Below are 24,346 nucleotides of genomic sequence, written 5' to 3' on the forward strand. Positions count from 1 at the left end.
CTCATCCTTCCAGCAGCACGACGTCGATGAGGTCGCCGGGCTCGACGACGGCCGTCTCCTCCGGGACGACCGCATACGCCTCGGCGAGGGCGAGTGCGCCCGCGAGGTGCGAGCCCGAGCCGCCCGGTGTCGCCGGGCGCACGGACCATCCTGCAGGGTCGGTGCGGTCGACCACCGCGGGCAGGTACTGCCGACGACCCGGTGGCGTGCGCCAGGACTCGGCCGCGGGAAGCCGGAGCGCCGGCCGCCGCAGGTCGGAGCGGCCCTGGAGGGCGAGCAGGGCAGGGCGCACGAACACCTCGAACGACACCGCCGCACTCACCGGGTTGCCCGGCAGGCCGAAGACGAGCGTTCCCGACGGCAGGACCCCGAAGGCCTGCGGCTTGCCCGGCTGCATCGCCACCCGCGAGAAACGCAGCGCGTCGCCCAGTTCGGTCTTGACGACCTCGTAGGCGCCCGCGCTCACCCCGCCCGAGGTGATGACGACGTCCGCTCGGGATCCGCCGGTCGTGGCCGCGGCGATCTCGTGCCGGAAGGCGGCGCCGCCGTCGTCGACGTGCACGCGGCGGATGACCGTACCGCCCGCCTGACGGCTGAGCGCTTCGAGCAGCAGGCCGTTCGACTCGGGGATCTGTCCGCGGATGCGTGGGAAGCCGGGCTCGACGAGCTCGCTGCCGGTCGAGATGACGACGACGCGCGGGGACTCCGAGATGGTGACCCGGGCGATGTCGGCGGCGGCGAGGGCCGCCAGCTGCCGCGGGCCGAGCAGCGTCCCGGCGTCCAGCACCGTGTCGCCGGGGCGGATGTCGTCGTGTGCGCGCCGGACGAACATGCCCCGCCTCGCGGGGGCGGTGAGCACGCGTGCGGTCGTCAGCGAATCATCGAGGCCGCCCGCGGTGTCTTCGAACGGCACGATGGTGTCGGCGCTGCTGGGCACCGGGGAGCCCGTCATGATGCGTGCGGCCTCGCCGGGGGTCAGATGCGGATCGTCCGCCGTGCCCGCCGGCAGATCGGCGATGACCGCGAGGTCGACGGGACGCTCGGCGGACGCCGTCGCGACATCATCGAAGCGCACCGCGAAGCCGTCCATCGCCGAGTTGTCGAAGTCGGGGATCCCCCCGCGCGCGGTCGCAGCCTCGCGCAGGACGCAGCCGGCGCCGTCGGCGAGCCCGGCCGTGCGGGTCGGCAGCGGGCGGACGGCGGCGAGGACGTCCGCGAGCTGATCCTCGACGGTGCGCAGCCCCCCGCTCACGACTGCCACCGTGCGAGCCCGCCCGCGAGCACGGATGCCGCGACACCGCGGCCCCGGAGGGCATCCGCAGCGCGATGGGCGCGGATGCCGTGCGCGCACACCACCACGACCCGGTCGGCACCGGCGAGGCTCGGATCAGCGAGAAGCTCGCCGAGCGGTACCAGCACCGAGCCGGGCAGCACACCGGTCGCCGTCTCGTGGGGCTCCCGCACATCGAGCACCACCGCGCCGACGGACTGCTGCGCTCGGAGCTGCTCGAGATCGACCTCGGGTGCCGCGGTCCGTCTCGGCTCTGCAGGGGGCGGAGGAACCGCGGCCGGGGACGCCGCACTCGACGCCGCGCGCAGCGGGACCTCGCGCTGGGCGCCGGTGAGGGCATCGACGACGGCCAGCCGGCCGAGGAGCGGTTCGCCGACCCCGGTGATGAGCTTGATCGCCTCGGTCGCGAGCATCCCGCCCACCGTCATGCAGAGGGACCCGAGCACGCCCACCTCGGCGCACGTCGGCAGGTCGTCCGCGCTGCCCGCGGGGTAGAGGTCGTCGAGGCCGACGGCCGGAACGCCTGCCGGCGGCGCGGTCCAGAAGACGGTGACCTGCGCGTGGAACTCCTGGATGACGCCCCAGACGAGCGGCAGCCCGAGTGCCGCGCATGCCGCGGCCACGACGGTGCGGGTCTCGAACGTGTCGGTGCCGTCGATGACGAGGTCGCTCCCCGCCAGCAGACGCGACGCGTTATCGGCATCCAGCCGCTCGCGGCGCGTCTCGATCCGGGTCTCGGGCGACAACGCGGTGGCGGCTCGGACCGCGGAGGCGACCTTCGGTGCGCCGACGTCGTCGACGCGATGGATCACCTGCCGCTGGAGATTGGCGAACTCGACCACGTCGTCGTCGATGACGGTGATCGTCCCGACCCCGGCGGCGGCGAGGGCGAGGATCACCGGCGAGCCGAGACCACCGGCACCGACGACCGCGACGCGGGCCGCCGCCAGTCGTCGCTGACCCTGGTCGCCCAGGCCCGCGAGGACGGCATGCCTCGCGGTGCGCTCGCGCTCACGATTCGACAGGGTCTCGGCGGGATCGACGAGGGGCGGCAGGGTCATGGGATCAGGCTAGACGCGCATAGGGGTAGCGGGGGCGGACGTGGGCGGGCCCGGGGCGAGCGTCCGTGGATGCGGCGGATTCGCTCCTTCTGCTCCGCAGATGCGGGTATGTTCGGCCCATGACGACGTATCGCATCTCGGAGGCGGCCCGCCTGCTCGGAGTCAGCGACGACACCGTGCGCCGCTGGATCGAGCAGGGTGTCCTTCCGGTCTCGGGTGACAGCCCGGCGAGGGTGCCCGGCGACGCGCTCGCCGCGCACGCGGTCGAGCTCGCTTCCGCCGCGGCGGACCCCTCCGACCGACTCTCGAGCGCCCGCAACCGCTTCGTCGGCCTTGTCACCCGCGTGCAGATCGACGGGGTGATGGCCCAGGTCGACGTGCAGTCGGGACCGCACCGCATCGTGTCGCTCATGTCGGCCGAGGCGGCGCGCGAACTCGAGCTCGAACCCGGATCGCTCGCGGTCGCGGTCGTGAAGGCCACGACGGTCGTGGTCGAGACTCCGAAGGACTGAGCCGTGCGCACACGACGAATCACCGTCGCCGCCCTCGCGGCTGTCATGCTCCTCCTGAGCGGGTGCGCCGCGGGCGGCGTCGCGGAGTCGGGGCCGGGCGCCGCGGAATCCGAGGTCTCGGGCGAGGTCACCGTCTTCGCTGCCGCGTCGCTGAAGACGGGATTCGACGAGCTGGCGTCGCAGTTCGAGCAGCGGCATCCCTCCGTCACGATCTCGCCCATCAGCTACGACGGGTCGTCGACGCTCGCGACGCAGCTGATCGAGGGAGCCCCCGGCGACGTGTTCGCCTCGGCCGACGAGGCGAACATGCAGAAGGTCGTCGACGCCGGGCTCGCCGCCGCCCCGGACGTCTTCGCGACGAACCGGCTCACCCTCGTGGTGCCGGCCGGGAACCCCGGTTCGATCACCGGCCTGGCAGACCTCGCCGACGCCGACCGCACCGTCGTGCTGTGCGCACAGGCGGTGCCGTGCGGCGCGGCCTCGGAGACGCTTCTCCGCGACGCCGGTGTCACTCCGAGCGTCGACAGCTACGAGCAGAACGTCACCGCGGTGCTGACGAAGGTCGCGGGCGGCGAGGCCGATGCCGGCCTCGTCTACGTCACGGATGCCGCCCTCACCGGCGATGTCGAGACGGTGGAGGTCGCCGGCGCCGAGCGAGTCGTCAACCGGTATCCGATCGCGGCGCTCGCCGACGCGCGGTCGCCCGAGGCCGCCGCGGAGTTCGTCGCCTACGTGCTGTCCGAAGACGGCCAGACGGTGCTGCGCCGTCTCGGCTTCGGGGCGCCGTGAGCGGCGGTGGGGCCGGCGGTCACCGGACGACGCGCCGCAGCGCGCCGGGGTATGTGCCGCGCGTCCTTCTCGTGCCGGCGGTCGTCGGGCTCGCGCTGCTCGTGGTCCCGCTGGCCGCCCTGGTGGGCCGCGTCGACCCCACGACGGTGTGGACCGACGTCACGTCGCCCGAGGCCGGCGCGGCGCTCGCGCTCTCGCTGCAGACCGCGCTCGCGGCCACCGCTGCGTGCATCGTGCTCGGCGTTCCGCTCGCCCTGACGATCGCCCGGGCAGGCGCCCGCGGAGCGGCGGTGCTGCGAGCCATCGTGACGGTCCCGCTCGTGCTGCCCCCCATGGTCGGCGGCGTCGCCCTGCTGTTCCTGTTCGGGCGGACCGGCTGGCTGGGCGCGATGCTCGGCGAAGCCGGCATCCGCATCCCGTTCACCACCGTGGCTGTCGTGATCGCGCAGACTTTCGTCGCTCTGCCCTTCCTCGTGCTCGCGCTCGAGGGCGCACTTCGCGCCACGGGAGTCGGGTACGAGCAGACCGCCGCCGCGCTCGGGGCGGGACGGTGGCGCATCCTGTTCCGGGTCACCCTGCCGCTCGCAGCGCCCGGGCTCATCGCAGGGACCGTGCTGTGCTTCGCCCGCGCCCTCGGCGAGTTCGGCGCCACCGCACTGTTCGCCGGCAACGCGCCCGGCGTCACGCAGACGATGCCGCTGGCGATCTACACGGCGTTCAACGGTGCCGGGGTGTCGGAGGGCACGGCTGTGGCACTGTCGCTCCTCCTGCTCATCACCGCGATCGCCGCGCTTCTGCTCGTGCGGGCCTGGCGGCCGGGCGGTGCCCGATGAGTGCCCGGCTCACGGCACGCGTCCGGGTGCAGCGGCCCGGCCTCACCGTGACCGTCGACCTCGTCGCCGAACCGGGGGAGGTCGTCGCGGTCATGGGGCCGAGCGGCGCGGGGAAGACGACGGTGCTCGAGGCGATCGCGGGCCTCGTGCCGCTCGACGCGGGATCGATCCGCGTCGACGACGACGAGGTCGCGAGCCCCCGCAGGCGCGTGGCGCCGCAGCACCGCGGCATCGTGATGCTGCGTCAGGACCCCGGCCTCTTCCCGCACCTCTCGGCGCGCGAGAACGTGGCCTTCGGGCTCCGCTCTCGCAAAGAGCCGGCACGCCGGGCGCGCCTCATCGCCGACGAATGGCTCGAGCGGGTCGGGCTCGCCGGGGTCGGCGGCCGGCATCCCCGGGAGCTCTCCGGGGGGCAGCAGCAGCGCGTCGCCCTCGCCCGCGCGCTCGCGGCGCGGCCCCGCGTCATCCTGCTCGACGAGCCGTTCACGGCGCTCGATCCGGCGACGGCCGCGTCACTGCGGGCGATGCTCGGCGAACAGCTGCGGGCTGCCGGGGCGACGGCCGTGATCGTCAGCCACGACGCCCTCGATGCGGCGGCGGTGGCCGATCGGCTGGTGGTGCTCGAAGCGGGACTCGTGACCCAGAGCGGCGCCGTCCGAGAGGTGCTGCGGACCCCCGCCACGGCGTTCGGTGCTGCCATCGCGGGAGTGAACCGTGTCGTCGGCAACGTGGTCGGCCAGGGCGATGACACGGTCTGGCAGGCCGGCACCCTCGCGGTGCCCCGGCCCGGCGCGGACGGTGGTGCCGCTGCCGCTCTGTTCCGCCCGAGCGACGTCCGGCTCGAGGGGGTCGCGGCCGGCGACGGGCTCGCGCGGTCGGGGGCTGCGCCGTCGGACGCCGACCGCGTCGTGTGGCGGGCTCGCGTCGTTCGGCTCGAGCCCACCGTCGGCGGAGTCCGGGTGATCGTCTCCGATCCGCCGGCGGCGGTCGACATCCCGGTGGATCTGGCCGCGGACCTCGGCGCGGGCGGCCTCGTGCAGCTCTCGCTGCCGACCGCCGCGATCACATGGGACTGAGTGGCACGATGGGGGAATGCCCCACATGCGCGCCGTCCGGCCCGGCGATGACGCCGCGCTGAGCGAGATCTGTCTGCGGACCGCCGACCACGGCTCCGATGCCACCGGACTCTTCGACGACGACGACATCTGGGGAGCGATCTTCGTGCTGCCCTACGCCGAGCGGCATCCCGACTCCGCCTTCGTCGTGGCCGATGACGAGGACCGGGCGATCGGCTACGTCGTCGCGACGCCGGACACCGATGCCTTCGAGGAGTGGTTCCGCGGCGACTGGTGGCCGCGGTTCGCCGACCGCTGGCCCGTGCCCTCGCCCGATGACACCTCGCGGCAGGCGGGGACGCTGCGATACGCCTACGGTCGACGCCCCGGAGCCGAGCCGCTCGCCGCGACCTATCCCGCGCACCTGCACATCGACCTGCTGCCCGCGGCCCAGGGGCAGGGGTGGGGGCGACGGCTGATCGACCGGGTGTCGGAGCAGCTCCGCGCGTCGGGCGTCATCCGTCTGCACCTGGTCGCGTCGGCGGCCAACGACGGGGCGCTCGCCTTCTACGACCGCCTGGGGTTCGAGCGCCTGCCCTCCTCGCCCGGCGCGCAGGCGTTCGGCATCGACCTCGACCGCTGAGGCCCGGTCACGCGGCTCGCCGAGGTCCCCGTTGGGCCGGGTTTGGGGGCGGGTTTCCCGGCCGAAATGGGACCGCGCGGGGTGTGGGGGGCGGGTGGGCGCGGGGTGGGGGCCGCGCGTCAGCCGGCGAGCAGGCGCCCGTCGGAGATGCGGACCGTGCGGTCGACGAGCGCACTCGGCACCCGGACGTGCGAGATGAGGACGACGGCACGTTCCGGGTCTACGGCGGACAGCAGATCGCGCATCAGCGCGTCGGATGCCGCGGGGTCGACCCCGGCCGTCGGCTCGTCGAGCACGAGCACGGGGAAGCCGTGCAGCAGCGCACGAGCGAGCGCGATGCGCTGCGCCTGGCCGCCCGAGACGAGGGCGCCGTGCTCGCCGACGCGAGCGTCGAGACCGCCGCGCTCGCGCAGCCAGCCGCCCAGGCCGACGCGTTCGAGCACGGCCTCCAGCTCGGCGTCGGTCGCGGTGTCGCGGGCGAACAGGAGGTTCTGGCGGATGTCCTCGTCGAAGAGCATCGGCTGCTGCTCGCACAGTCCCACTGTCAGCCGCACGTCGTCGGGAGAGAGGCCTTGCACGTCAGTGCGCCCGATCCGGTAGCTCCCATCGACGTCGAGGAAGCGCACAAGGGCATGCGCGAGCGTCGACTTGCCCGCACCGCTCGAGCCGACGACGAGCAGGCGTTCACCCGGGCGGACATCCAGGTCGACGCCCGCGAGGGCCGGCCGATCTGCTCCGGGCCACGTCACCGACACGTCGCGCAGGTGCAGTCCGTCGCCGAGCGCGGGCGCGACACCCGTGGGTGCGACGCTGCTCGCAACGAGTCCCGACGGGATGTCGCCGGGCACGGTCTCGGCGATCCGTTCCGCCGACGCGTGCACCTGACGCCAGGATGCCGCTGCGAGCGGAACCGTCTGGAAGACCTCGAACACGGCCATCGGCACGAGGACGGCGACGGCCAGCCACGGACCGCCGAGGGCGGTCACATCCGGGGCGGTGACGATGACGGCGAGGATCGATGCGGCGCCCGCGGCGAGCGAGACGATGGCTGCGCTTCCGGCCTGCGCACCGGCGCGGCGGACGACCGCACGTCGGAGGTCGGCGTCCGCTGCCTCGACACGGCGACGGCTCTGCTCTTCGGCCCCGTACGCCAGCAGCACGTCGAGGCTTCCGAGATGGTCGGCGACGGCGTCGGCGAGCCGGGCGCGGAGCGGGGCGATCGTGCGCTCCGCGCGAGCACCCGCGACCCAGCCCCAGCCGGTGGCCGCCGCCGCGGCGACGACGAGGCAGCCGAGCAGGGTGAGCCCGGCCGGCCACGAGACCGTCGCGACGAAGACGACGGCGGCGAGAGCGACGGTGGCCGAGGCCACGAGCGGCTCCACCACTCGCAGCGGCAGGTTCTGCAGGTCGTCGACGTCGTCGACGAGGGCGGAGAGCGCGGATCCGCGGCGGATGCGGCCGAGCCCGTCGGGTGCGAGCGGGATCAGGCGTCGGACGAGGTCGGTCCGCGTCGTTGCGAGCTGACGCAGCGCCGCATCGTGCGACGTGAGGCGCTCGAGGTAGCGGAAGACGGCACGCGAGATCGCGAACGCCCGCACCCCGACGACGGCCGCCATCACGTACATCACCGCGGGCTGCTCGCTCGCGCGGACGATGAGCCACGCGCTGCACGCGAGGAGCGCGACGGCCGAGGCCTCCGTGGCGAACCCGGTCGCGAGGGCGCGCCAGAATCGTCGCGGCGGGGGCATCGCGCCGCGGAGCACCTCGGACGTCGTGGTCATGCCGTCACCTCCAATCGGGGTCGTACGTCGACGAGGACGTCGGCGATCGACCGGGCAGACTCCCGGTGCGAGACGAGCAGGACAGTCGCGCCGTCGTCAGCGACACGGCGGAGGCTCTGCCAGAGCGCGGCCTCGGTCTCGGCGTCGAGTGCGGCGCTCGGCTCGTCGAGCGCGACCACCGGCGCACCGCTGTTCACGTGCCGGAAGAGAGCCCGGGCGACCGCGACGCGCTGCGCCTGCCCGCCGGAGAGGCCCGCGCCGCGCACGCCGAGCTCGAGCGCCGGGTCGAGGTCAGCGGCGCCGGCGGCTGTGAGCGCGCGGACGACGGCGCGCTCACCCGCGGGCCCGGCGACGCGGTCCGTCGAAGCGCCGAGCGTGACGTTCTCGGCGACGGTGCCGGCGATCAGCCCCGCGTCCTGTCCGGCCCAGGCGAGCCACGACGCCGGCGGCGGAACCTGCTCGCCGTCGAGGGTCAGCTCCCCTTCGAACGGGGCGACGCCGCGCAGCGCGGCGAAGACGCTCGACTTGCCCGCGCCGCTCGGCCCGGACAGGAGCGTGATCGTGCCCGGCCTCGCCGTGAACGACACGGGTGCGAGCAGCGAATCGCCGCGCCGCACCCGGAGCTCACGGGCGCGGAGGATGCCGCGCTCCGCCGCGACGCTCGTCGCGGCGTCCGTCGTCGACGCTGAGCTCGCGGCATCCTGCGGCGGCAGCGCGCGCGCCGCGTCGAGTACCTCGAAGACGTCGTCGGTGGCCGCGACACCCTCTGCGGCGGCGTGGAACTGGACCCCGACCTGACGAAGCGGAAGGTAGGCCTCGGGGGCCAGCAGCAGCACGAAGAGTCCGACAGACAGGGCGAGCGAGCCGTCGATGAGCCGGAAGCCGATCGACACCGCCACGATCGCGACGGAGATCGACGCGAGGAACTCCAGCGCGAAGCCCGATAGGAACGACACCCGCAGCACGCGCATCGTCTCGATGCGGTAGTTCTCGGTCACCCGTTCGATCGATGACGCGGCGCGGTGCTGCCGGCCGAACACCGTGAGGGTCGAAAGTCCGCGGACGGTGTCGGCGAAGCGGGCTGCGAGCTGGCGGAGGGTCTGCCACTGCGCGCGTTGCACCGCGCGGGTGGCGAGTCCGATCAGCACCATGAACAGCGGGATCAACGGCATCGTGAGGAGGACCGTCACGCCCGAGATCCAGTCGCTCCACCAGATGACGGCGATGAGCACCGGGGTCGCGATGACCGTCAGGACGAGTTGCGGCAGGTAGCGGCCGAAGTAGGCGTCGAGCGCGTCGAGGCCGCGGCCCGCGGTCACCGCGAGCTGAGCAGAGTTGCGGTTCGCGAGCCAGCCGGGGCCGAGGCGACCGACGGCCGAGGTGAGCCCGCCGCGCAGCTCGCTGCGCACCCGGGCGGCGGCGCGAGCAGAGACGCCCTCGCGCAGCCAGAGGAGCCCGGCGCGCGCGGCGACGACGGCGGCGAGGGCGGCGAGGACGCGCATGAGGTCGGCTACCGGCATCCCGCCGATGGCTCCGACGATCGCTTGCGTGGTCAGCCAGGCGAACCCGACGACGACGGCGGTCTGGGCGAGGCCGATCGCGCCGATCGCGACGAAGAAGAGGCGCGAGGTGCGGGCGTAGCGCAGCAGCCGCGGATCGACGGGTCGTCCGCTCGAGCGCGCGGGCGCCTCGGGGTCGTCCATGCTCACCCTTCGATCCTGCCTTACCCCGGGACCGGGATGCCTCGGGTCCGGCGCGATAGCGCGGATCCGAGGCATCCCGTCACTCGGTCAGTGGGTGACGAGCTCGGCCTCTTCGATGCGTGCCCGGGTCACGCGCTTGCGGAAGACCCAGTACGTCCAGCCCTGGTAGAGGAGCACGAGGGGCAGGAAGATCACGGCCGCCCAGGTCATGATCGTCAGCGTGTAATCCGTCGACGACGCGTTCTCGATTGTGAGGTTCCATGCGGGATCCGTCGACGACGGCATGACGTTCGGGAAGAGCGAGAGCCACAGCGTCAGGACGGCGAACATCACGGTTCCCGCACCTCCCGCGAAGGCCCAACCCTCACGCCCGGTCGCGTTGGCGAGAATGGCCCCGATCAGCATGACCGCGGCGACGGTGGCCGTCACGAACACCAGCGGCAGCAGCGGCGCCTGGGCCCCCATGGCCGACAGCACGGTCCAGGCGAGGAAGACGGCCGCCGCGACGAGGGTCAGCAGTCCCGACTTCGTCGCGAGCCGGCGGGCCTGCTCGCGGACGTCACCGTCGGTCTTGAGAGCGACGAAGTAGACGCCGTGCGTGAAGAACAGCAGGAGCGTCACGACCCCGCCGAGCAGGCCGTAGGGGTTCAGCAGCGTGAACAGGGTGCCGGTGAACTCCTTGTCGGCGTCGATCGGCACGCCCTGAACGATGTTGGCGACCGCGACGCCCCAGAGGAAGGCGGGGAGCGCCGAGCCCACGACGATCATGAGGTCGAAGCGCTTGCGCCAGGTGGCATCATCGCGCTGGTGGCGGTACTCGAACGAGACCCCGCGCAGGATCAGGGCGATGAGGATCAGCAGCAGTGGCAGGTAGAACCCGCTGAAGAGGGTCGCGTACCACTCCGGGAAGGCCGCGAAGAGGCACGCGCCCGCGACGATGACCCAGGTCTCGTTGAGGTCCCAGACCGGACCGATCGTGTTGATGATCTGGCGCCGTGAGACGTTGTCCTTCCCGAGGAAGGGCAGCGACATCCCGACACCGAAGTCGAACCCGTCGAGGACGAAGTAGCCCACGAACAGGACTCCGACGATGAAGAACCAGACGTATGCGAGATCCATGTCGTGCTCCTCAGTAGACGGTGGTCTGCGTGTGGGACGCCGAGGGGTTCTCGGCTTCGGGCGAGCCCGGCTCGGGCAGCGGGTCGGGGCCCTTCTGTGCGGCCTTGCGGATGAGGCCGAACTCGACGACGGCGAGCGAGGCGTAGACCGCGGTGAACGCGATCAGCGAGATCAGGACCGTCCAGCCGGGGACGTTCGGTGAGACGCCGTCCTCGGTCAGCATCAGGCTGAAGACGATCCAGGGCTGGCGGCCCATCTCGGTGAAGACCCAGCCGACGAGGCTGCCGAGGAGGGGGAGGGGCGCGGACCAGATCGCGACCTTCCACATCCAGCGGGCCACGGGACGCTGAGCCTTCTTGCGGGTCAGCCAGAGGCCGGCGACCGAGATGAGGGTGGCGACACCGCCGAGGCCGATCATCCAGCGGAACGACCAGTAGGTGACCCAGACGATCGGGCGGTAATCGACGCCCGCACCGAAGGTCTCGGTGTACTGGGCCTGCAGGTCGTTGAGCCCTTCGACGCACCCGTCGAAGCTGTGGGTCGAGAGGAACGACAGCAGGTACGGCACGCGCAGCGACCAGATCTCCTCGGTGCCATCGGGCGTTCCGATGGAGAAGATCGAGAAGGATGCATCCGCGCCGCAGGCACTGTTGAACATGGCTTCGGCCGCGGCCATCTTCATGGGCTGCGTCGCCACCATCACGAGGCTCAGCTGATCGCCCGAGAGGGCGACGCCGACGAACGAGACGATCATGCCCCACATGCCGAAGCGGAGCGCGGGACGCATCGTCTCGATGTGCTGCGCGCGAGAGAGGTGCCAGGCGGCGACCGCGATGACCACGGCGGCGGCGAACATCCACGCGGCGAAGATCGTGTGCGGGAAGGCGGCCAGCACGATCGGGTTGGTGAGGACCGCCCCGAAGTCGATGAGCTCGGCGCGGCCGCCGTCGGCGGCCATCTGATACCCCACCGGGTTCTGCATGAACGCGTTGGCCGCGAGGATGAAGTAGGCCGACAGGGTCGAACCCAGCACGACCATCCAGATGGAGAACAGGTGAAGCGCCTTCGGGAGCTTGTCCCAGCCGAAGATCCACAGGCCGATGAAGGTCGCCTCGAAGAAGAAGGCGAGGAGGCCCTCGAAGGCCAGCGGTGCGCCGAAGATGTCGCCGACGAAACGCGAGTAGGCCGACCAGTTCATGCCGAACTGGAACTCCTGCACGATGCCCGTGACGACGCCCATCGCGAAGTTGATGAGGAAGATCTTGCCGAACAGGCGCGTCAGGTGCAGCCACTTCACGTTGCCGGTGCGGTGCCACACCGACTGGAAGATCGCCACGACGAGAGCCATCCCGAGGGTCAGCGGCACGAAGAGGTAGTGGTAAAGCGTCGTCAGACCGAACTGCCAGCGGGCCAGCAGGAGCGGATCGAGGAAGTCCATCGGGAGGTGCCTTTCGGGAGGCGAAGGTTTCGACAGGCTGAAGGTATCGAGTGTGGTTTTCCCCGGTCTCAGGGGCGGCCGGGAATAATGCTACGCGTGGTCTGACCACTTATCAAGGTGCTGTCAGACCACAGCCGACGCGGGCCGATCGGGCGGGATCGACCCGCGGGTGCACCGGAGCCGCTTACGCTCGACCCATGGGGGAGCCGCTCGTCGACAGATTCGCCCGGGTCCACCGCGACCTGCGCATATCGCTGACCGACCGCTGCTCGCTGCGCTGCACGTACTGCATGCCCGAGCAGGGCAACGAGTGGCTCGCTCGGCAGAGCATCCTCACCCTCGACGAGATCGTCGAGACCGCCACCGTCGCGGCTGCGGCGGGCATCACGACCTTCCGGCTCACGGGCGGCGAGCCGCTGCTGCGGACGGACCTCGTCGAGATCGTGCGGCGGCTCGCGGCGATCGAGTCATCCGACGGCCCGATCGAGATCGCCATGACCACCAACGGCATCCGGCTGCCTCAGGTGCTGCCCGACCTCGTCGCCGCCGGGCTGGCTCGCCTGAACATCTCGCTCGACACCCTCGACCGTGAACGGTTCCGCAACCTCACGCGTCGCGACCGTCTCGACGACGTGCTCGACGGCGTGCGCGCCGCGCAGGCATCCGGGCTCCGCCCCCTGAAGATCAATGCGGTGGCCATGCGCGGCGTCAATGACGACGAGCTCGCCGACCTCGTGGCCTTCGCCGTCGAGCACGACGCCCAGATGCGCTTCATCGAGCAGATGCCGCTCGATGCCGGGCACACGTGGGACCGGTCCACCATGGTCACCCGAGAGGAGATCCTCGAGGCGCTGTCCGCGCGCTGGAGTCTCGAGCCCGTCCCCGGGCGTGGCGGTGCGCCCGCCGAGCGATGGCGCCTCGACGGCGGCCCGCACACGGTCGGCGTCATCGCGTCGGTGACGGCGCCGTTCTGCGGTGCGTGCGACCGGATGCGGCTGACGGCCGACGGTCAGCTGCGCAACTGCCTCTTCTCGATCGACGAGTACGACCTGCTCCCGGTTCTCCGCTCGGAGATGACGCCCGAGGGCCGTGCCGACCGGATCGATCAGGTGCTGCGCAACTGCATCGCGGGTAAGAAGGCCGGTCACGCGATCGACGACCCCGCCTTCCTGCAGCCTGCGCGCGGCATGAACGCCATCGGCGGCTAGGCCGAGGTCGAGGCTCAGACGCGGGGTGCGGTCGCCTCGCGGCGGGCCGGTGCGATCAGGCTCGCGCCGCCGGCGATGCCCAGAGCGGCCGCGGCGGCGAACCCGGTCACGGGCCCGACGAGGGGGAGCAGGGCGCCGAGAACCGCCGCTCCGAGCGCCTGGCCGACCATGAAGGTCACGAACAGCAGGGCTGTGCCGGCTGCCGCGTGGGCAGCATTGATCTGCGTCGTCCATCCGATGAGGGCCCCCGACGCCGTGACGTACGCCCACCCGAACACGGCGCACGCTGCGGCGGAGAGCGTGCCCTGGGCCGGGGCAGCGCCGATCGCCAGCGTCGACACGCTGATGAGGCTCGCGCCGATCAGCCAGAGGGCGCGCGGCTGCAGCCCGCGCAGAAGCCGCGACGTGACGATGACGGCGGCGCCGCCGCATCCGAGCAGGATCCAGGACGTCACCGACTGCGCCTCCGATGCTCCCGCCTCGACCAGGACGGTACGGCCGTAGTTCCAGATCGCGGACGCGCCGACCCCGAGGAGGACGGATGCCGCGACCGCGGACCGATGCGCCGCCCACCATTCGCGCGGCGGGAGGATGGCGGGCCGGTTCGCGCGCGTGTCGACCGGTGCGCTTTCGCGCGCGCGGTCGGTGATGAGGACGGCGATCCCCGCCACCGCGGTGGCGACGGCCGCGATCATCCAGCACATGCGCCAATCGGCGGTGAGAATCAGGGGGATTGCTCCGGCAGCCACGAGGCCCGGGCCGGTTCCGGCGTTGACGATCGCCTGCGGCGTGCTCGACTCATGCTCGGCGAAGGTGCGAGCGACCAGGCGCACGAGGGCGGGGGAGGCGAGCCCGGCCCCGGCCGAGGCGATCGCCGCCGCGGGGGCGCAGGTCGCGGCATCCGTCGCCACGGCGATCCCGACGGCGCCGCCGCCTGCGGTGAGGGTCGCTGCGATCACGAGGAGCCGGGGATGGCGCTCGGCGGCGAGGAACCCGATCACCGCGGCGACCGCGTACGAGATCGAGCCCGCCGCCGAGATGAGGCCGGCCGCGCCGGTGTCTATCCCGAGGTCGTCGCTCATATCGGGCAGATGGAGTCCGAAGGCTAGGCGCACGAGGCCGTAGGTCGCCGCGATGAGCGCGACACCCGAAGCGACGAGGGGCCACCGCCAAAACAAAAACGACCGTTTCACTTTACCGAGCATAGAGTGCTGGCATGGGAATGCGGCCGCGCACGGAGGAACGCATCCTCGACGCCGCCGAGGACCTCTTCTTCACGCAGGGCATCGCCGCGACGCCGATCGATGCGGTGATCGCGCGTGCTGGCGTGTCGGCGGCGACGCTCTACCGCGGGTTCCCCAGCAAAGAGGCGGTGCTCGCGGCGGCGCTCGAGCGGCGGCAGCGGGTGTGGCTGGAGACGTGGGATGCCGCTGTGGCGCGCAGCGCCGACGACGTGGAGCGCCTGCTGGCGGTGTTCGACGCGCTGGCGGCGTTCCGCGACGAGCCACGCGGGTCGCGCTGGTGCGCCTTCCTCGGGGCGGCCGCGGAGTATGCCGACCCGCCGCCGGAGGTGGCATCCGCTGTCCGCGCCGACACCGAGGGCATGCGGGCGCGGCTGACGGCGCTCGCGCGTCCCGTCGCCGGCGCCGCCGCGGACGAGCTTGCGGAGCGGCTGCTTCTCGTCGTCAGCGGAGACCTGGCGATGCGGCTGCGCGAGCGCGATCACGACACCGCGCACGCGCGCTCGACGGCGGCGATCCTGATCGCGGCCGCCGGGGTCTGACGCCGGGCTCGGGTGCCGTGCCCAGCCCGATCGGGGTCAGTCGTGGGTGGTCGCTGCGTGCAGCAGCTGGATGATGCACACCGACGGGTCGCACGAGGAGCGCATGCCATCTACAGCGAGCGGTCCGCCCGCCTCGGTGAGCACACCCTGCAGCAGGCTCAAGTGCACGCTGCACAGCACCTCGCGGTGATCCGCCTGCGCCGTCGCGTGGGCGCACGGGGTGAGGTCGACGGTCAGCGCGGCGTCGTCGATGATCGGGTCGAAGCCCTCGTCCTCGAGCTCCTCGACGAGGGCATCGATCTGGTGCAGGGCGCGGGTCTCGAGCACGTCCGGCACGTCGAGGGTCAGGACGCGGCGCATGAGGTCGCCGCGCTGCGCGGCATCCCGCACCTTGCGGCGCTGGATGGCGCTACGGGTCGCGTCGCCGTCAGCGGCGCTGTAGAGCACGCGGGGGCGGCCGCGGGTGGTGCGGTGCTCCTTCTCGGCCACGATGAACCCGTCGGAGATCAGGCGTGCCAGGTGCTCGCGGATGGTGTTGGGGTGCAGGTCGGTGGCCTCTTGGAGCTCGAGGATCGTCCGGCGGGGCTGCTCCTGGATGAGGTGCAGGATCTCCACGCGGGAGTAGCTCGAGATGGCGCTGTATCCGACGGTCGCGGTGCTCATAGGACTCATTAAACACGGAAAACCGGTGTGGTCCTACCACACCGTGAATTTTGTCGTTTTGCTCACGCCGTCGAGCACTTCGGCCGGCGAACCTCGGAGAAAGCCACGAACCTCGGAGCCCGCGTGCGCGGGGCTCCGAGGTTCGCGTGATTCTCCGAGCTACGGATGCCGCTACCGCACGGTCACCACGAGCGGCCTGCTCACCGTCGTGCCCGCCGCGTTGATGAACTCGACGACGTACCGGTACCGCCCGGGGGTCTTGCCCGACACCGCGAGCGTCGCCATCTGGGCTCGTGGGCTGGCGGACGCGAGGTCTCCCGCGGCAACCTCGACGTCGTTCTCGAGGAACCGGTACGAGGTCGCGTTCGTGCCCCACCACATGTCGGCGCGCACGGTGTAGCTGCCGTCGCCGTCGTGGTTGTCGTGAGAGAGCACGGGCGAGCCGGGGGAGGCGTCGGTCACGGTCACCGTCAGCGGTGCCGTCGCCGTCGTCCCGCGCGAGTTCACCAGCTCACCGGTGAACCGGTAGGTGCCGTTCGGCAGTCCCGCGATGTCGACGACCGCCTGCTGTGCGCTCGGGCCGCTCGCGATCTCCAACGGCACCGACCCGACCAGCTCGCCGTCGCGGTAGAGCTTGAACAGCGAACCGTTCTGACCCCACCAGAGGTTCATGGTGACCCGGAACGTCCCGTCCCTCAGGCCCGTGTCCCAGCCGTCGTCCGAGCTCAGCACCGCCTTGCCGGGTACCGAGCGGGCGTCGTCGGCCGGCACCTCGGGCAGGACGAGGCTCACCGTGGCGCGCTCGCTCTCGGCATCGGCGTCGAAAGAGACGACGGAGACGTCGGAGGTGCTGCCCGCGGTCAGCCCGGTCACCTCGCAGGTGGTGACATCCGATGCCACCTCGCACACCGGCTCGGCCGCGTCGCCCACGAAGACACGGAAACCGTCGTACCGGGTACCGGCACCCGCTGGTGCCTGCCACGACACCGTCGCGGTCGTCGTCGACGTCGCCTCGGCCGCGACGCCGGAGGGTGCGCCGGGCGCCGTGACATCGGCGATGGCGATCCAGCTGAGCACGGGGTCCGCGGTCCCGGTGCCGCGCGCGGCCCGGAAGTCGACGACGGTCTCCTCGTCGAGCGTGAACGCGATCGTCGAGGTGCCCTGGGGGGTCGATCCCGACAGGTTCACCCGATCGCCGGAGATCCGCTCGCCGCCGATCTCGACGCTCGGTGCGACCTGGCGCGTCACGCTCCACCATTCCTGGTACCCGCTGGTCAGCTCGTACGAGCCGGCGGGGAGGGTGAAGCCGTAGTCGACCGATCCGCCTGAGCTCGCCCACCACCCGGTGGTGCGGCTCTTGTCGTAGACGCCGGTGCCGCGGGCGCGGAGGCCGACATAGCTCTCGCCCGACCCGATCGGGTTGCGCAGCCCCCACCCGGTCTCGTCGTCGAATACCTGATCGGGGACGTCGCCGATGAGCGCGTCGCCGCGGAGCTCGGCGACAGCATCGAAGGCGGGTGACGCCCCCGGCGCCTCGATGTCGGCGGCGCCCTGCGTGGATGCCGCGTCGACGAAGGCAACGACGCCGTCCGGCACGACCTCGAGCTGGAGCGTCACCGGTGTCTGACCGGTCTGACCGGCGCGACCTGCGACCGGGACGACCGCGTAGGGCGTCTCGGCGGTCGGCGTCTCCTGCCACTGCACGGGGACCTCCTGCGTCGCACCGCTGCGCGTCGCCAGCTCGACCGTGTCGGGGAGATCGAGCTCCTCGCCTGCCACGACGGCGACGCGGTAGTCGGGCAGTGCCAGGTAGGCGACCTCGACGAGGGCGTCGATCGTCGCGCGCAGCGCCGCGGTCGCGGCATCCACCTGCTCCTGCGTCGCCGTCGGGTCGTCGTGAACGGCCTTGGCCGCGAGGCCCTGCTCGCGCAATGCCTGCCAGGTCTCGGGGGTGTAGGCCTGCCGCGGCGCCGTCGTCGCTTCGGCCAACGCCGCGGCGAGCTCGGTGCGATCGGCCGTCTCGGTGTGGTCGGAGATGCCGATCCAGCTGAGGGCCGGGGCCTCCGTTCCGCCGGTTCCGCTGATCCGCACCGTCACGTCGGTCGCTGCGTCGAGAGTGAATCCACCTCGCAGTACAGCGCTCTGGCCGATGCTGCCGTTGGCGAAGGTGTGGTTGCCGATCGGCACCTGCACGGTCTCGCCGCCCGCGGTGTACTCGACCGTACCCGTCACGACCCGGCTGCGCCCCGAGCCGGGGTTCCACCACTCGGTGTGGCCGGTCGCGATGTCGTATTCGCCCGCCTCCAGGGCGAAGCGGTAGACGAGGGGGGTCGCCGCGTTCGCGCTGTACCAGCCGGTCTCGCGGGTCTTGTCGTACGGCGTCTGATTCAGACGGCCCTTCGCCGACGCCGATCCGACCCGGCCCCATCCGGCGCTCGCCGAGTAGGCGGCGTCGGCGGCGGTGTTGCGCAGAGTGTCGGCCGCGGCATCCCGAATCGCGGGATACGACGGCGCATCGGTGGGGGCGTTGGCATCGACGAAGTAGCGGATGCCGGCGGGCACCACCTCGACGTAGGCGCTGACCGCCAGTGCCGGGTTGTCGCGGAACACACCGTCGACCTTCACGAGATCGTAGGCGGTGCCGAACTGCGCGGGAGTCGTGCTCCACGTCACCGGGGCGTCGATCTCGCCGCCGGCCTCGCTGCGAGCGCGCACGGTGTCGGGCAGCCCCGGGACCGCCGTGGGGGCGGTCGACAGGCGGGGAAGCGCCGTCAGGACCTCGACCGGCCGCAGCTCGGGGTCGGCCGTGCCACCGCTCGATCCGCCGACGAGCAAGTCGATGCTGTCGAGGCTGAAGGTTCCCGAGACGACCTGCACCGTGACGCGGTGCGGAGCGTCCTCGAGTCCGCGCACCCATGCCGAGGTCTGGCGGTTGCCGATGCCCGAGACGGTGACGGAGCGTGCCGGCTGATCATCGATCATGATCGAGAGGACCGAGGCGCCGGTCGCGCCGTTGAGGTTGAAGCCGGTGCCCTCGAGGTCGAAGGCGAACGAGCGGCCCGCGGCGACGACGTGCTGCGTGCGGTTGTAGTGGGCATAGCCGGCCTGCGTGAACGACGAGCCCTGCGGGTACGCGATGCGCGCGTCGGCGTCATCGACCTTCACGGCGTGCCACGACAGATCCTCGATGGGGCTGATCGCGAGGTCGTCGAACTGGGTGTTGTAGTAGCCGCTCACGATCGAGACGCGCCCGGCCATCGTCGGGTTCGGCGTGGTGTCGGCGTAGGTGCCGAGCTGCTGACCGTCGAGGCGGACGGTGATGACGTTCTCGCGGGCCTCGACCTCGAGCTCGTGCCACGCATCGGCGTCGAACATGAAGATGGTGCCGGTCGCGACGTTCTGGCCGAGCTTGCGCAGCTCCCACGTTCCGTCGGCGTGCACGCGAGCGGTGTAGGTCGCGAGGTCCGCGCCGGTGCCCTCGGTGGTCGTCTGCCGCACCCCGAGGCCCGCGAAGTTCGCCAGCGATGCGTCACGCACCACACCGTCGAGGCGGAAGTCGATCTTCGCGGTGTAGTTCGTCCAGGTGTGGTCGCCCAATACCGTCGCCGGCGTCGTGGTGGAGGGGTTGCGCTGCGAGCCGTCGCCCCAGACGTTCCAGGTGTAGCCGCGGTTGTCGGCGTGGATCGCCTGATGCATCACGTTGCCGGCATCCGTGCCGATGACCTCGAACGCGCCGTTCTGGTCGGCGGTGTAGCGGGGCGACCCGCCCCGGCGGGTGACGTAGTCCATCGGGACGCCGCCGACGTCCTGAACGGCGTAGCCGGCGTACTCGAAGTCGTCGGTGTAGGGAAGGGGCAGGACGTCGTCGGTGGCGGTGGCGGCGTATTGGCCGCTGGCGTAGTCGGCCGCGGCGTCGTGGATGCCGTGCTGCTGTGTCGCCAGAGTGAGGATCGAGTACGGCTGCACCTGCACCCGGTAGACGTCGTATTCGACGCCGTCCTTCGTCTCGGTGCGCACCGGGACGACCTTCCCGGTGTTCTGGAACCAGTCCGCGTCGAAGGCGTCACCGGCATCCGGCCCCGTCGTCTCCCAGACGTACAGCGGGGTGTCGTCGTCGGTGTCGAGGTTCGCGACCTTCACCTCGAAGTTCCGGACGCGTGAGGTGTTGTTGGCATGCACCTGGCTGAACTCGAGATCTTCGCCCGCGGCGACGTCGGCCGCGGGCGTGCGCAGCGTCAGGGCTGTGCGGGTCGAGGTGTCGACGACGGTTCCGCCGTCGCCCTTCTGCCCGTCGCCGCCCGAGGCGCCTTCGATGTACTCCCAGCCCTCGTCCATGAACTGCGTGAAGTGCCGCACCAGCGCGATGCCGACACCGCCCTCGTAGTAGCCCGACCACGGGTCGGACGCCCGGATGAGGTGTTTCGGGGAGTACTGCGAGCCCTCGTACAGCGCGCTGACGGCGGGCTGGAAGAGGAACGTCGTCATGTGCCCGGGGTCGGCGCTCGAGCCGCTCCACCGGTAGGCGTTGATGAACCGGTCGGCGATGTCGACGGCGCCGACGGTGCCCCCGATGCCGCCGCGCGTGGGGTCGGCCTGCACGCGGTACTCGGGGTCGATCATCGGCGCGACGCCCTCCGAATAGAGCACCTCCATCCCGAACTCCTTGTTCAGGCGGGTCAGCGCCGGATCACCGGAGATGTCGTAGTGGTAGCCGATCGCATCGACCTGCTCGAGCGCCTCGGGGCTGGCGAGGATCGCACGCGAGACCTGGCCGACGTTCCGGTAGGAGTCGAGCGCGACGATCTTGATCTTCGAGTAGTCGTAGCGCGCGCCCTCGGCCCGAGCGTCCGCCTCGAGGCGCTTCGCGAAGTCGACGGTCCAGGCGAGCTCGGAGCCGATGTAGTTCGCGTGGACCTCGTTCTGCGACGGACTCAGGTAGTCGAACTCGACACCGTAGGTGTCGTAGGCGGCGTCGATGGTCTCCTTGTACCACTGGTAGCGGAGGTCGGGCTGCGCCTTCGTCCACGACGGCTCGCCCCAGCGGAGCGCCTCGACCTCGATGTCCGGGTTGATCGACTGCGCGTCGGCGATGAAGTGGAAGCCGGCGCCGCGCAGCACGTTGGCGGGTTCGTCGGCGGAGCGCTTCGTGGCGGGCTCGGTTCCCGACGAGGTGTTGTTGTCCGCGCCGAGCTCGACCTTGATGTGCTTCAGACCCGCGCCCTCCACCGGGTCGAACAGCATCCGCAGGATGCGCCAATAGACGTCCGGGTGCTCCTCCTTGTAATCGAGGAGGAGGTTCGAGGTGTTGTTGCACGACACCGAGCCGAAGCCGCCGAATGTGTTGAACGGCGAGCCCGATGCATCGCGCTCGACGTCCTCGCCGTCCACGAGCAGCTCGGCCCATTCTGCGACGTCGTCATAGGTGAGCGTGGGCAGCTCGGAAGCGCCGGAGGTCGCCGTGGCGGCATCCGCTGCGACGGACGAGAGGGGTACGGCGTTCGCCGCGGTTGCGGGGACGACCAGTCCGGTCGTCGTGATGAGAGCGGCGGCGACGGGCGCGAACGCCCGAGCCCATGACATCTTCGTCATCGGTGGATTCCTCGTCGGTGAAGGTCCAGTGGGGATGCTTCGAGGGAACCACCCGGGCGCCATCGAGGCGAGGCATCCGATCGCATTCGAACACACTCGAACCGAGGCGATCGCTATGGTGGGTGGCGTGGAGGAGCCGATGGGGGCGAGATTCGCGGTGTCGCGCCGCGAGCGCATCCTCGACGAGCTCCGGTACGCGGGCTCGGTCCGTGTCGCCGATCTCGCTCGCCGCTTCGGGGTCGCGGAACTCACGATCCGCCGCGACATCGGTTACCTCGCCGACCGCGGGCTGCTGACGCGGGTGCATGGCGGAGCCACTCTGCGCAGTCGCCTCGACACCTCGGTACCGCTCGGGGTGGGCGGTAGACGTCCGACTCTGTTCCGGGTGGGAATGGTGGTCCCGTCGCTGACCTACTACTGGCCGCAAATCGTCATCGGTGCCCGTGCTGCGGCGACGGATGCGGGCGTTCAGCTCATCCTGCGGGGGGCGAGCTATTCGGTGCACGACCAACGCCGTCAGATCTCGTCGCTGCTCGACATGGGCGATCTTCACGGGCTCATCGTGGCGCCCGAGACGCTCGGAGCCGACGGTGCGGCGTTGCTGCACTGGCTCGACGCGTTGCCGATCCCCGTCGTCCTGGCGGAGCGCAGCGCTCCCTCGCACCTCGCGCTCACCCGGTTGGAGTGGGTGACGACCGACCACGACTTCGGAGGATCGCTGGCCGCCGCCCATCTTTCGGCGCGCGGACACGTCCGCGTGGGCTTCGTGACATCGGCCGGTTCGCCGACATCACCCCCGTTGCGACGCGGCTGGCGGCGTGCCATCGAGAACGACGGGCTCGTCCCGACGATCGACCGCGATCTCTCCCTCGACGAGCTCGACGCCGCAACGCGCGAGAGCGTCGTGGCGGACCTGCTCGCCGAGTGCCGCCGGAGCAGGACGACCGCGCTGCTCGTCCACTCGGACCCTCAGGCGGTCCTCGTGCAGCAGCAGGCGCGCGACCTCGGGTGGTCCATGCCCGACGACCTCGCGATCATCGCCTACGACGACGAGGTCGCTGCGAGCGCCGAGCCCGCCATCACGGCTCTGCGGCCGCCGAAGCAGCACATCGGCAGGCTCGCGGTCGAGGCGGTGACGGCGCGATTGGCCGGCGGGGCCGCGCGACCCGTTCAGCGCACCCACGTGCTGCCCTCGCTGCATGCCCGCGACTCCACGGCGGTCGACCTGCGGCGATGAGCGCGCGTCGACGCGAACGTCGGAGCATATGACGAACCTCGGAGCCCGCGTGCGCAGGGCTCCGAGGTTCGCGTGATTCTCCGAGCTACGGATGCTGCCGATCAGGCCTCCGGGCTCCACGTCGAGACGCGGGTGAGCTCGGCGATCTCGTCGGCCGTGAGCTCGACGCGTCCGCCGTCGAGCAGGCCCTGCACCTGCTCGAGGCGCGAGGCGCTCGCGATCGGCGCGACGACGGTCGGCTGCGAGCGCAGCCACGCGAGAGCGGCCGAGGCGATCGACACGTCGTGTGCGGCGCCGATGCGCTCGAGCGTCTCGATGATCTGCAGGCCCTGCGGCGTCGCATACACGGCGGCGCCCTCGGCGCGCGGGGTGTCGTGCCCCGAGGCGTCTGTCGACCGGTACTTGCCGGTCAGGAAGCCCTTCGCCAGAGCGAAGTAGGGGACGAGGCTGAGGTTCTCGCGCTCGGCGATCGGCACGATCGTGTCTTCGACCTCGTTGCGGTGCACGAGGTTGTAGTGGGGCTGGATGGCCACGGGGCGGGCGACGCCGGTCTCGTCGGCGATGCGCAGCCACTCCTCGATGCGCTCGGCGGTGTAGTTGGACACGGCGATGTGGCGGACGAGGCCGTCGGCGACGAGCTGGCCGAACGCGCCGACCGTCTCTTCGAGAGGGGTCTCCTCGTCGTCGAAGTGGGCGTAGTAGAGGTCGATCGCGTCGACGCCCAGGCGCTTCAGCGATGCCTCCGCGGCAGCGCGGACGTTCGAGGCGGACAGGCCGCGGAAGTCGGGATGCTGGCTGACCTTGGTCGCCACGACGACCTCGGGGCGGCTGCGCGCGGCGAGCCATTCGCCGATGATCGTCTCGCTCTCGCCGCCGCTGTGGCCGGGCGCCCAGGCGCTGTAGGAATCGGCGGTGTCGACGAAGTTGCCGCCTCCCTCGACGAAAGCGTCGAGGATCGCGAACGACGCGTCGCGGTCGGCGGTCCAGCCGAAGACATTGCCGCCGAGGGCGAGGGGGAAGACGGAGAGGTCGCTGTTTCCGATCGTGCTCATGTTGGGTTCAAGGTGTGGGGGCGAGTTCGTATTCCGGTCCAACGACGACGCGCCAACTCCTCAGAATCCGACCCGCCATGCGGTGCCGAGCCCCCGCCAGGGGAGGGGATCGCCGAATCTGAGGAGTTGGCGCGGTGCGCGTGCGCAGCGGTGTCAGCGCGTGCGGGTCGAGCCGCGGCGCGAGACGGCGACGTAGATGCCGAGCACGATGATGGCGCCGATGATCGAGCCGATGATGCCGGAGGGCTGCAGGAAGCCGCCCTCGGGGCTGTGGTTGAAGATGAGGAATCCGAGGAATCCGCCGACGAACGAGCCGACGATGCCGAGCACGATGGTCATCAGGATGCCGATGTTCTGCTTGCCGGGGATGACGGCGCGTGCGATGAAGCCGGCGATCAGTCCGACGAGGATGAGGCCGAGGATCGTCCAGAGCATGGTGCTTCTTCTTTCTTCGCTGGAACAGGTGCCGGTGGGCACCCGGGGGCGGACGACAGGTTATGGCCGCGCCCGCGGGATCACGTTCGCTCTTTCGCCCACTCCCGCCGTGGTTGTACCCTTGCGGGCCCGTGCGAGCGGCGAGCACGCACCG

19 protein-coding genes are annotated in these 24,346 nt (G+C 71.4%); 8 read left to right on the forward strand and 11 right to left on the reverse strand.

Features of this window, described 5'->3' with window-relative positions; all coding sequences use genetic code 11:
• Position 1 precedes the first annotated feature (1 nt).
• Together VC184_RS04115 and VC184_RS04120 are read right to left on the reverse strand one after the other, a co-directional pair.
• Positions 2-1,252, reverse strand: a complete 1,251-nt coding sequence (locus VC184_RS04115; protein ID WP_323987355.1) for a molybdopterin molybdotransferase MoeA — start codon at positions 1,250-1,252, stop codon at positions 2-4.
• Positions 1,249-2,352 (reverse strand): ThiF family adenylyltransferase, encoded by a 1,104-nt coding sequence (locus VC184_RS04120; RefSeq protein WP_274177461.1) that lies wholly within the window; start codon positions 2,350-2,352, stop codon positions 1,249-1,251. The genes VC184_RS04115 and VC184_RS04120 overlap by 4 nt, the downstream gene beginning before the upstream one ends.
• A gap of 119 nt (positions 2,353-2,471) precedes the next feature.
• On the opposite strand from VC184_RS04120, the gene VC184_RS04125 reads away from it, so the two are divergent.
• From VC184_RS04125 to VC184_RS04145, 5 genes are read left to right on the forward strand one after another with little or no spacing between them, the layout of a single operon-like run.
• Positions 2,472-2,864, forward strand: a complete 393-nt coding sequence (locus VC184_RS04125) for a TOBE domain-containing protein (protein WP_112613545.1) — start codon at positions 2,472-2,474, stop codon at positions 2,862-2,864.
• A 3-nt stretch (positions 2,865-2,867) separates the two neighbouring features.
• Positions 2,868-3,653: a molybdate ABC transporter substrate-binding protein gene (gene modA / locus VC184_RS04130; protein ID WP_282502205.1), complete on the forward strand. Its 786-nt coding sequence runs from the start codon at positions 2,868-2,870 to the stop codon at positions 3,651-3,653.
• Between the two features lie 53 nt (positions 3,654-3,706).
• Positions 3,707-4,486 (forward strand): ABC transporter permease, encoded by a 780-nt coding sequence (locus VC184_RS04135; protein WP_282502206.1) that lies wholly within the window; start codon positions 3,707-3,709, stop codon positions 4,484-4,486.
• Positions 4,483-5,562, forward strand: coding sequence for an ABC transporter ATP-binding protein (locus VC184_RS04140; RefSeq protein WP_282502207.1), 1,080 nt, complete (start codon positions 4,483-4,485; stop codon positions 5,560-5,562). The genes VC184_RS04135 and VC184_RS04140 overlap by 4 nt, the downstream gene beginning before the upstream one ends.
• Positions 5,563-5,578: 16 nt before the next feature.
• On the forward strand, positions 5,579-6,184 hold the full coding sequence (locus VC184_RS04145; protein WP_282502208.1) for a GNAT family N-acetyltransferase: 606 nt from the start codon (positions 5,579-5,581) through the stop codon (positions 6,182-6,184).
• A gap of 119 nt (positions 6,185-6,303) precedes the next feature.
• Here the strand turns inward: VC184_RS04145 and cydC are convergent, their stop codons facing one another.
• The 4 genes from cydC to VC184_RS04165 all read right to left on the reverse strand — a co-directional run bounded on the left by cydC (position 6,304) and on the right by VC184_RS04165 (position 12,225).
• Positions 6,304-7,965: a thiol reductant ABC exporter subunit CydC gene (gene cydC / locus VC184_RS04150; RefSeq protein ID WP_323987357.1), complete on the reverse strand. Its 1,662-nt coding sequence runs from the start codon at positions 7,963-7,965 to the stop codon at positions 6,304-6,306.
• On the reverse strand, positions 7,962-9,668 hold the full coding sequence (gene cydD / locus VC184_RS04155) for a thiol reductant ABC exporter subunit CydD (protein WP_274178010.1): 1,707 nt from the start codon (positions 9,666-9,668) through the stop codon (positions 7,962-7,964). Before cydD ends, cydC begins: the two co-directional genes overlap by 4 nt.
• An 87-nt stretch (positions 9,669-9,755) precedes the next feature.
• The gene (gene cydB / locus VC184_RS04160; RefSeq protein ID WP_112613557.1) at positions 9,756-10,787 is read right to left on the reverse strand and encodes a cytochrome d ubiquinol oxidase subunit II; all 1,032 of its coding nucleotides are present in this window, start codon (positions 10,785-10,787) and stop codon (positions 9,756-9,758) included.
• A gap of 10 nt (positions 10,788-10,797) precedes the next feature.
• Positions 10,798-12,225 carry a cytochrome ubiquinol oxidase subunit I gene (locus VC184_RS04165; protein WP_112613559.1) on the reverse strand — a complete coding sequence of 476 codons (1,428 nt, stop codon included), beginning with the start codon at positions 12,223-12,225 and terminating at the stop codon, positions 10,798-10,800.
• A 197-nt stretch (positions 12,226-12,422) separates the two neighbouring features.
• Between VC184_RS04165 and moaA the strand changes: the two genes are divergently transcribed.
• Entirely contained in the window at positions 12,423-13,433 is a 1,011-nt protein-coding gene (moaA, locus tag VC184_RS04170; RefSeq protein WP_323987358.1) for a GTP 3',8-cyclase MoaA, read from the forward strand.
• Between the two features lie 14 nt (positions 13,434-13,447).
• On the opposite strand, the gene VC184_RS04175 is transcribed toward moaA, so the two are convergent.
• On the reverse strand, positions 13,448-14,626 hold the full coding sequence (locus tag VC184_RS04175) for an MFS transporter (RefSeq protein WP_323987359.1): 1,179 nt from the start codon (positions 14,624-14,626) through the stop codon (positions 13,448-13,450).
• Between the two features lie 23 nt (positions 14,627-14,649).
• Here VC184_RS04175 and VC184_RS04180 point away from each other — a divergent pair, with 23 nt between their 5' ends.
• A complete protein-coding gene (locus tag VC184_RS04180; protein ID WP_274177469.1) occupies positions 14,650-15,216 on the forward strand; it encodes a TetR/AcrR family transcriptional regulator in 567 nt (188 codons plus the stop codon).
• Between the two features lie 36 nt (positions 15,217-15,252).
• Here the strand turns inward: VC184_RS04180 and VC184_RS04185 are convergent, their stop codons facing one another.
• Positions 15,253-15,879, reverse strand: a complete 627-nt coding sequence (locus VC184_RS04185) for a helix-turn-helix transcriptional regulator (protein WP_112613567.1) — start codon at positions 15,877-15,879, stop codon at positions 15,253-15,255.
• A gap of 171 nt (positions 15,880-16,050) precedes the next feature.
• Positions 16,051-21,468 carry an Ig-like domain-containing protein gene (locus tag VC184_RS04190; protein ID WP_323987361.1) on the reverse strand — a complete coding sequence of 1,806 codons (5,418 nt, stop codon included), beginning with the start codon at positions 21,466-21,468 and terminating at the stop codon, positions 16,051-16,053.
• 115 nt (positions 21,469-21,583) lie between these two features.
• Here VC184_RS04190 and VC184_RS04195 point away from each other — a divergent pair, with 115 nt between their 5' ends.
• Positions 21,584-22,705 (forward strand): substrate-binding domain-containing protein, encoded by a 1,122-nt coding sequence (locus tag VC184_RS04195; protein WP_274177471.1) that lies wholly within the window; start codon positions 21,584-21,586, stop codon positions 22,703-22,705.
• 101 nt (positions 22,706-22,806) lie between these two features.
• Here the strand turns inward: VC184_RS04195 and VC184_RS04200 are convergent, their stop codons facing one another.
• Both VC184_RS04200 and VC184_RS04205 read right to left on the reverse strand, forming a co-directional pair.
• On the reverse strand, positions 22,807-23,757 hold the full coding sequence (locus tag VC184_RS04200) for an aldo/keto reductase (protein WP_282502214.1): 951 nt from the start codon (positions 23,755-23,757) through the stop codon (positions 22,807-22,809).
• A 153-nt stretch (positions 23,758-23,910) separates the two neighbouring features.
• Positions 23,911-24,192 (reverse strand): GlsB/YeaQ/YmgE family stress response membrane protein, encoded by a 282-nt coding sequence (locus tag VC184_RS04205; RefSeq protein WP_023951967.1) that lies wholly within the window; start codon positions 24,190-24,192, stop codon positions 23,911-23,913.
• Positions 24,193-24,346: the final 154 nt, after the last annotated feature.

This window comes from Microbacterium plantarum, from assembly GCF_035231185.1.
Taxonomy (GTDB): domain Bacteria; phylum Actinomycetota; class Actinomycetes; order Actinomycetales; family Microbacteriaceae; genus Microbacterium; species Microbacterium plantarum.

Excerpts from the sequence above, each read along its gene's own strand:
- VC184_RS04120 (WP_274177461.1), bottom strand. The coding sequence starts at position 2,352 with ATGACCCTGCCGCCCCTCGTCGATCCCGCCGAGACCCTGTCGAATCGT.
- VC184_RS04125 (WP_112613545.1), top strand. The coding sequence starts at position 2,472 with ATGACGACGTATCGCATCTCGGAGGCGGCCCGCCTGCTCGGAGTCAGC.
- VC184_RS04140 (WP_282502207.1), top strand. The coding sequence starts at position 4,483 with ATGAGTGCCCGGCTCACGGCACGCGTCCGGGTGCAGCGGCCCGGCCTC.
- VC184_RS04145 (WP_282502208.1), top strand. The coding sequence starts at position 5,579 with ATGCCCCACATGCGCGCCGTCCGGCCCGGCGATGACGCCGCGCTGAGC.
- cydC (WP_323987357.1), bottom strand. The coding sequence starts at position 7,965 with ATGACCACGACGTCCGAGGTGCTCCGCGGCGCGATGCCCCCGCCGCGA.
- cydD (WP_274178010.1), bottom strand. The coding sequence starts at position 9,668 with ATGGACGACCCCGAGGCGCCCGCGCGCTCGAGCGGACGACCCGTCGAT.
- cydB (WP_112613557.1), bottom strand. The coding sequence starts at position 10,787 with ATGGATCTCGCATACGTCTGGTTCTTCATCGTCGGAGTCCTGTTCGTG.
- VC184_RS04165 (WP_112613559.1), bottom strand. The coding sequence starts at position 12,225 with ATGGACTTCCTCGATCCGCTCCTGCTGGCCCGCTGGCAGTTCGGTCTG.
- moaA (WP_323987358.1), top strand. The coding sequence starts at position 12,423 with ATGGGGGAGCCGCTCGTCGACAGATTCGCCCGGGTCCACCGCGACCTG.
- VC184_RS04180 (WP_274177469.1), top strand. The coding sequence starts at position 14,650 with ATGGGAATGCGGCCGCGCACGGAGGAACGCATCCTCGACGCCGCCGAG.
- VC184_RS04185 (WP_112613567.1), bottom strand. The coding sequence starts at position 15,879 with ATGAGCACCGCGACCGTCGGATACAGCGCCATCTCGAGCTACTCCCGC.
- VC184_RS04190 (WP_323987361.1), bottom strand. The coding sequence starts at position 21,468 with ATGACGAAGATGTCATGGGCTCGGGCGTTCGCGCCCGTCGCCGCCGCT.
- VC184_RS04195 (WP_274177471.1), top strand. The coding sequence starts at position 21,584 with ATGGTGGGTGGCGTGGAGGAGCCGATGGGGGCGAGATTCGCGGTGTCG.
- VC184_RS04200 (WP_282502214.1), bottom strand. The coding sequence starts at position 23,757 with ATGAGCACGATCGGAAACAGCGACCTCTCCGTCTTCCCCCTCGCCCTC.
- VC184_RS04205 (WP_023951967.1), bottom strand. The coding sequence starts at position 24,192 with ATGCTCTGGACGATCCTCGGCCTCATCCTCGTCGGACTGATCGCCGGC.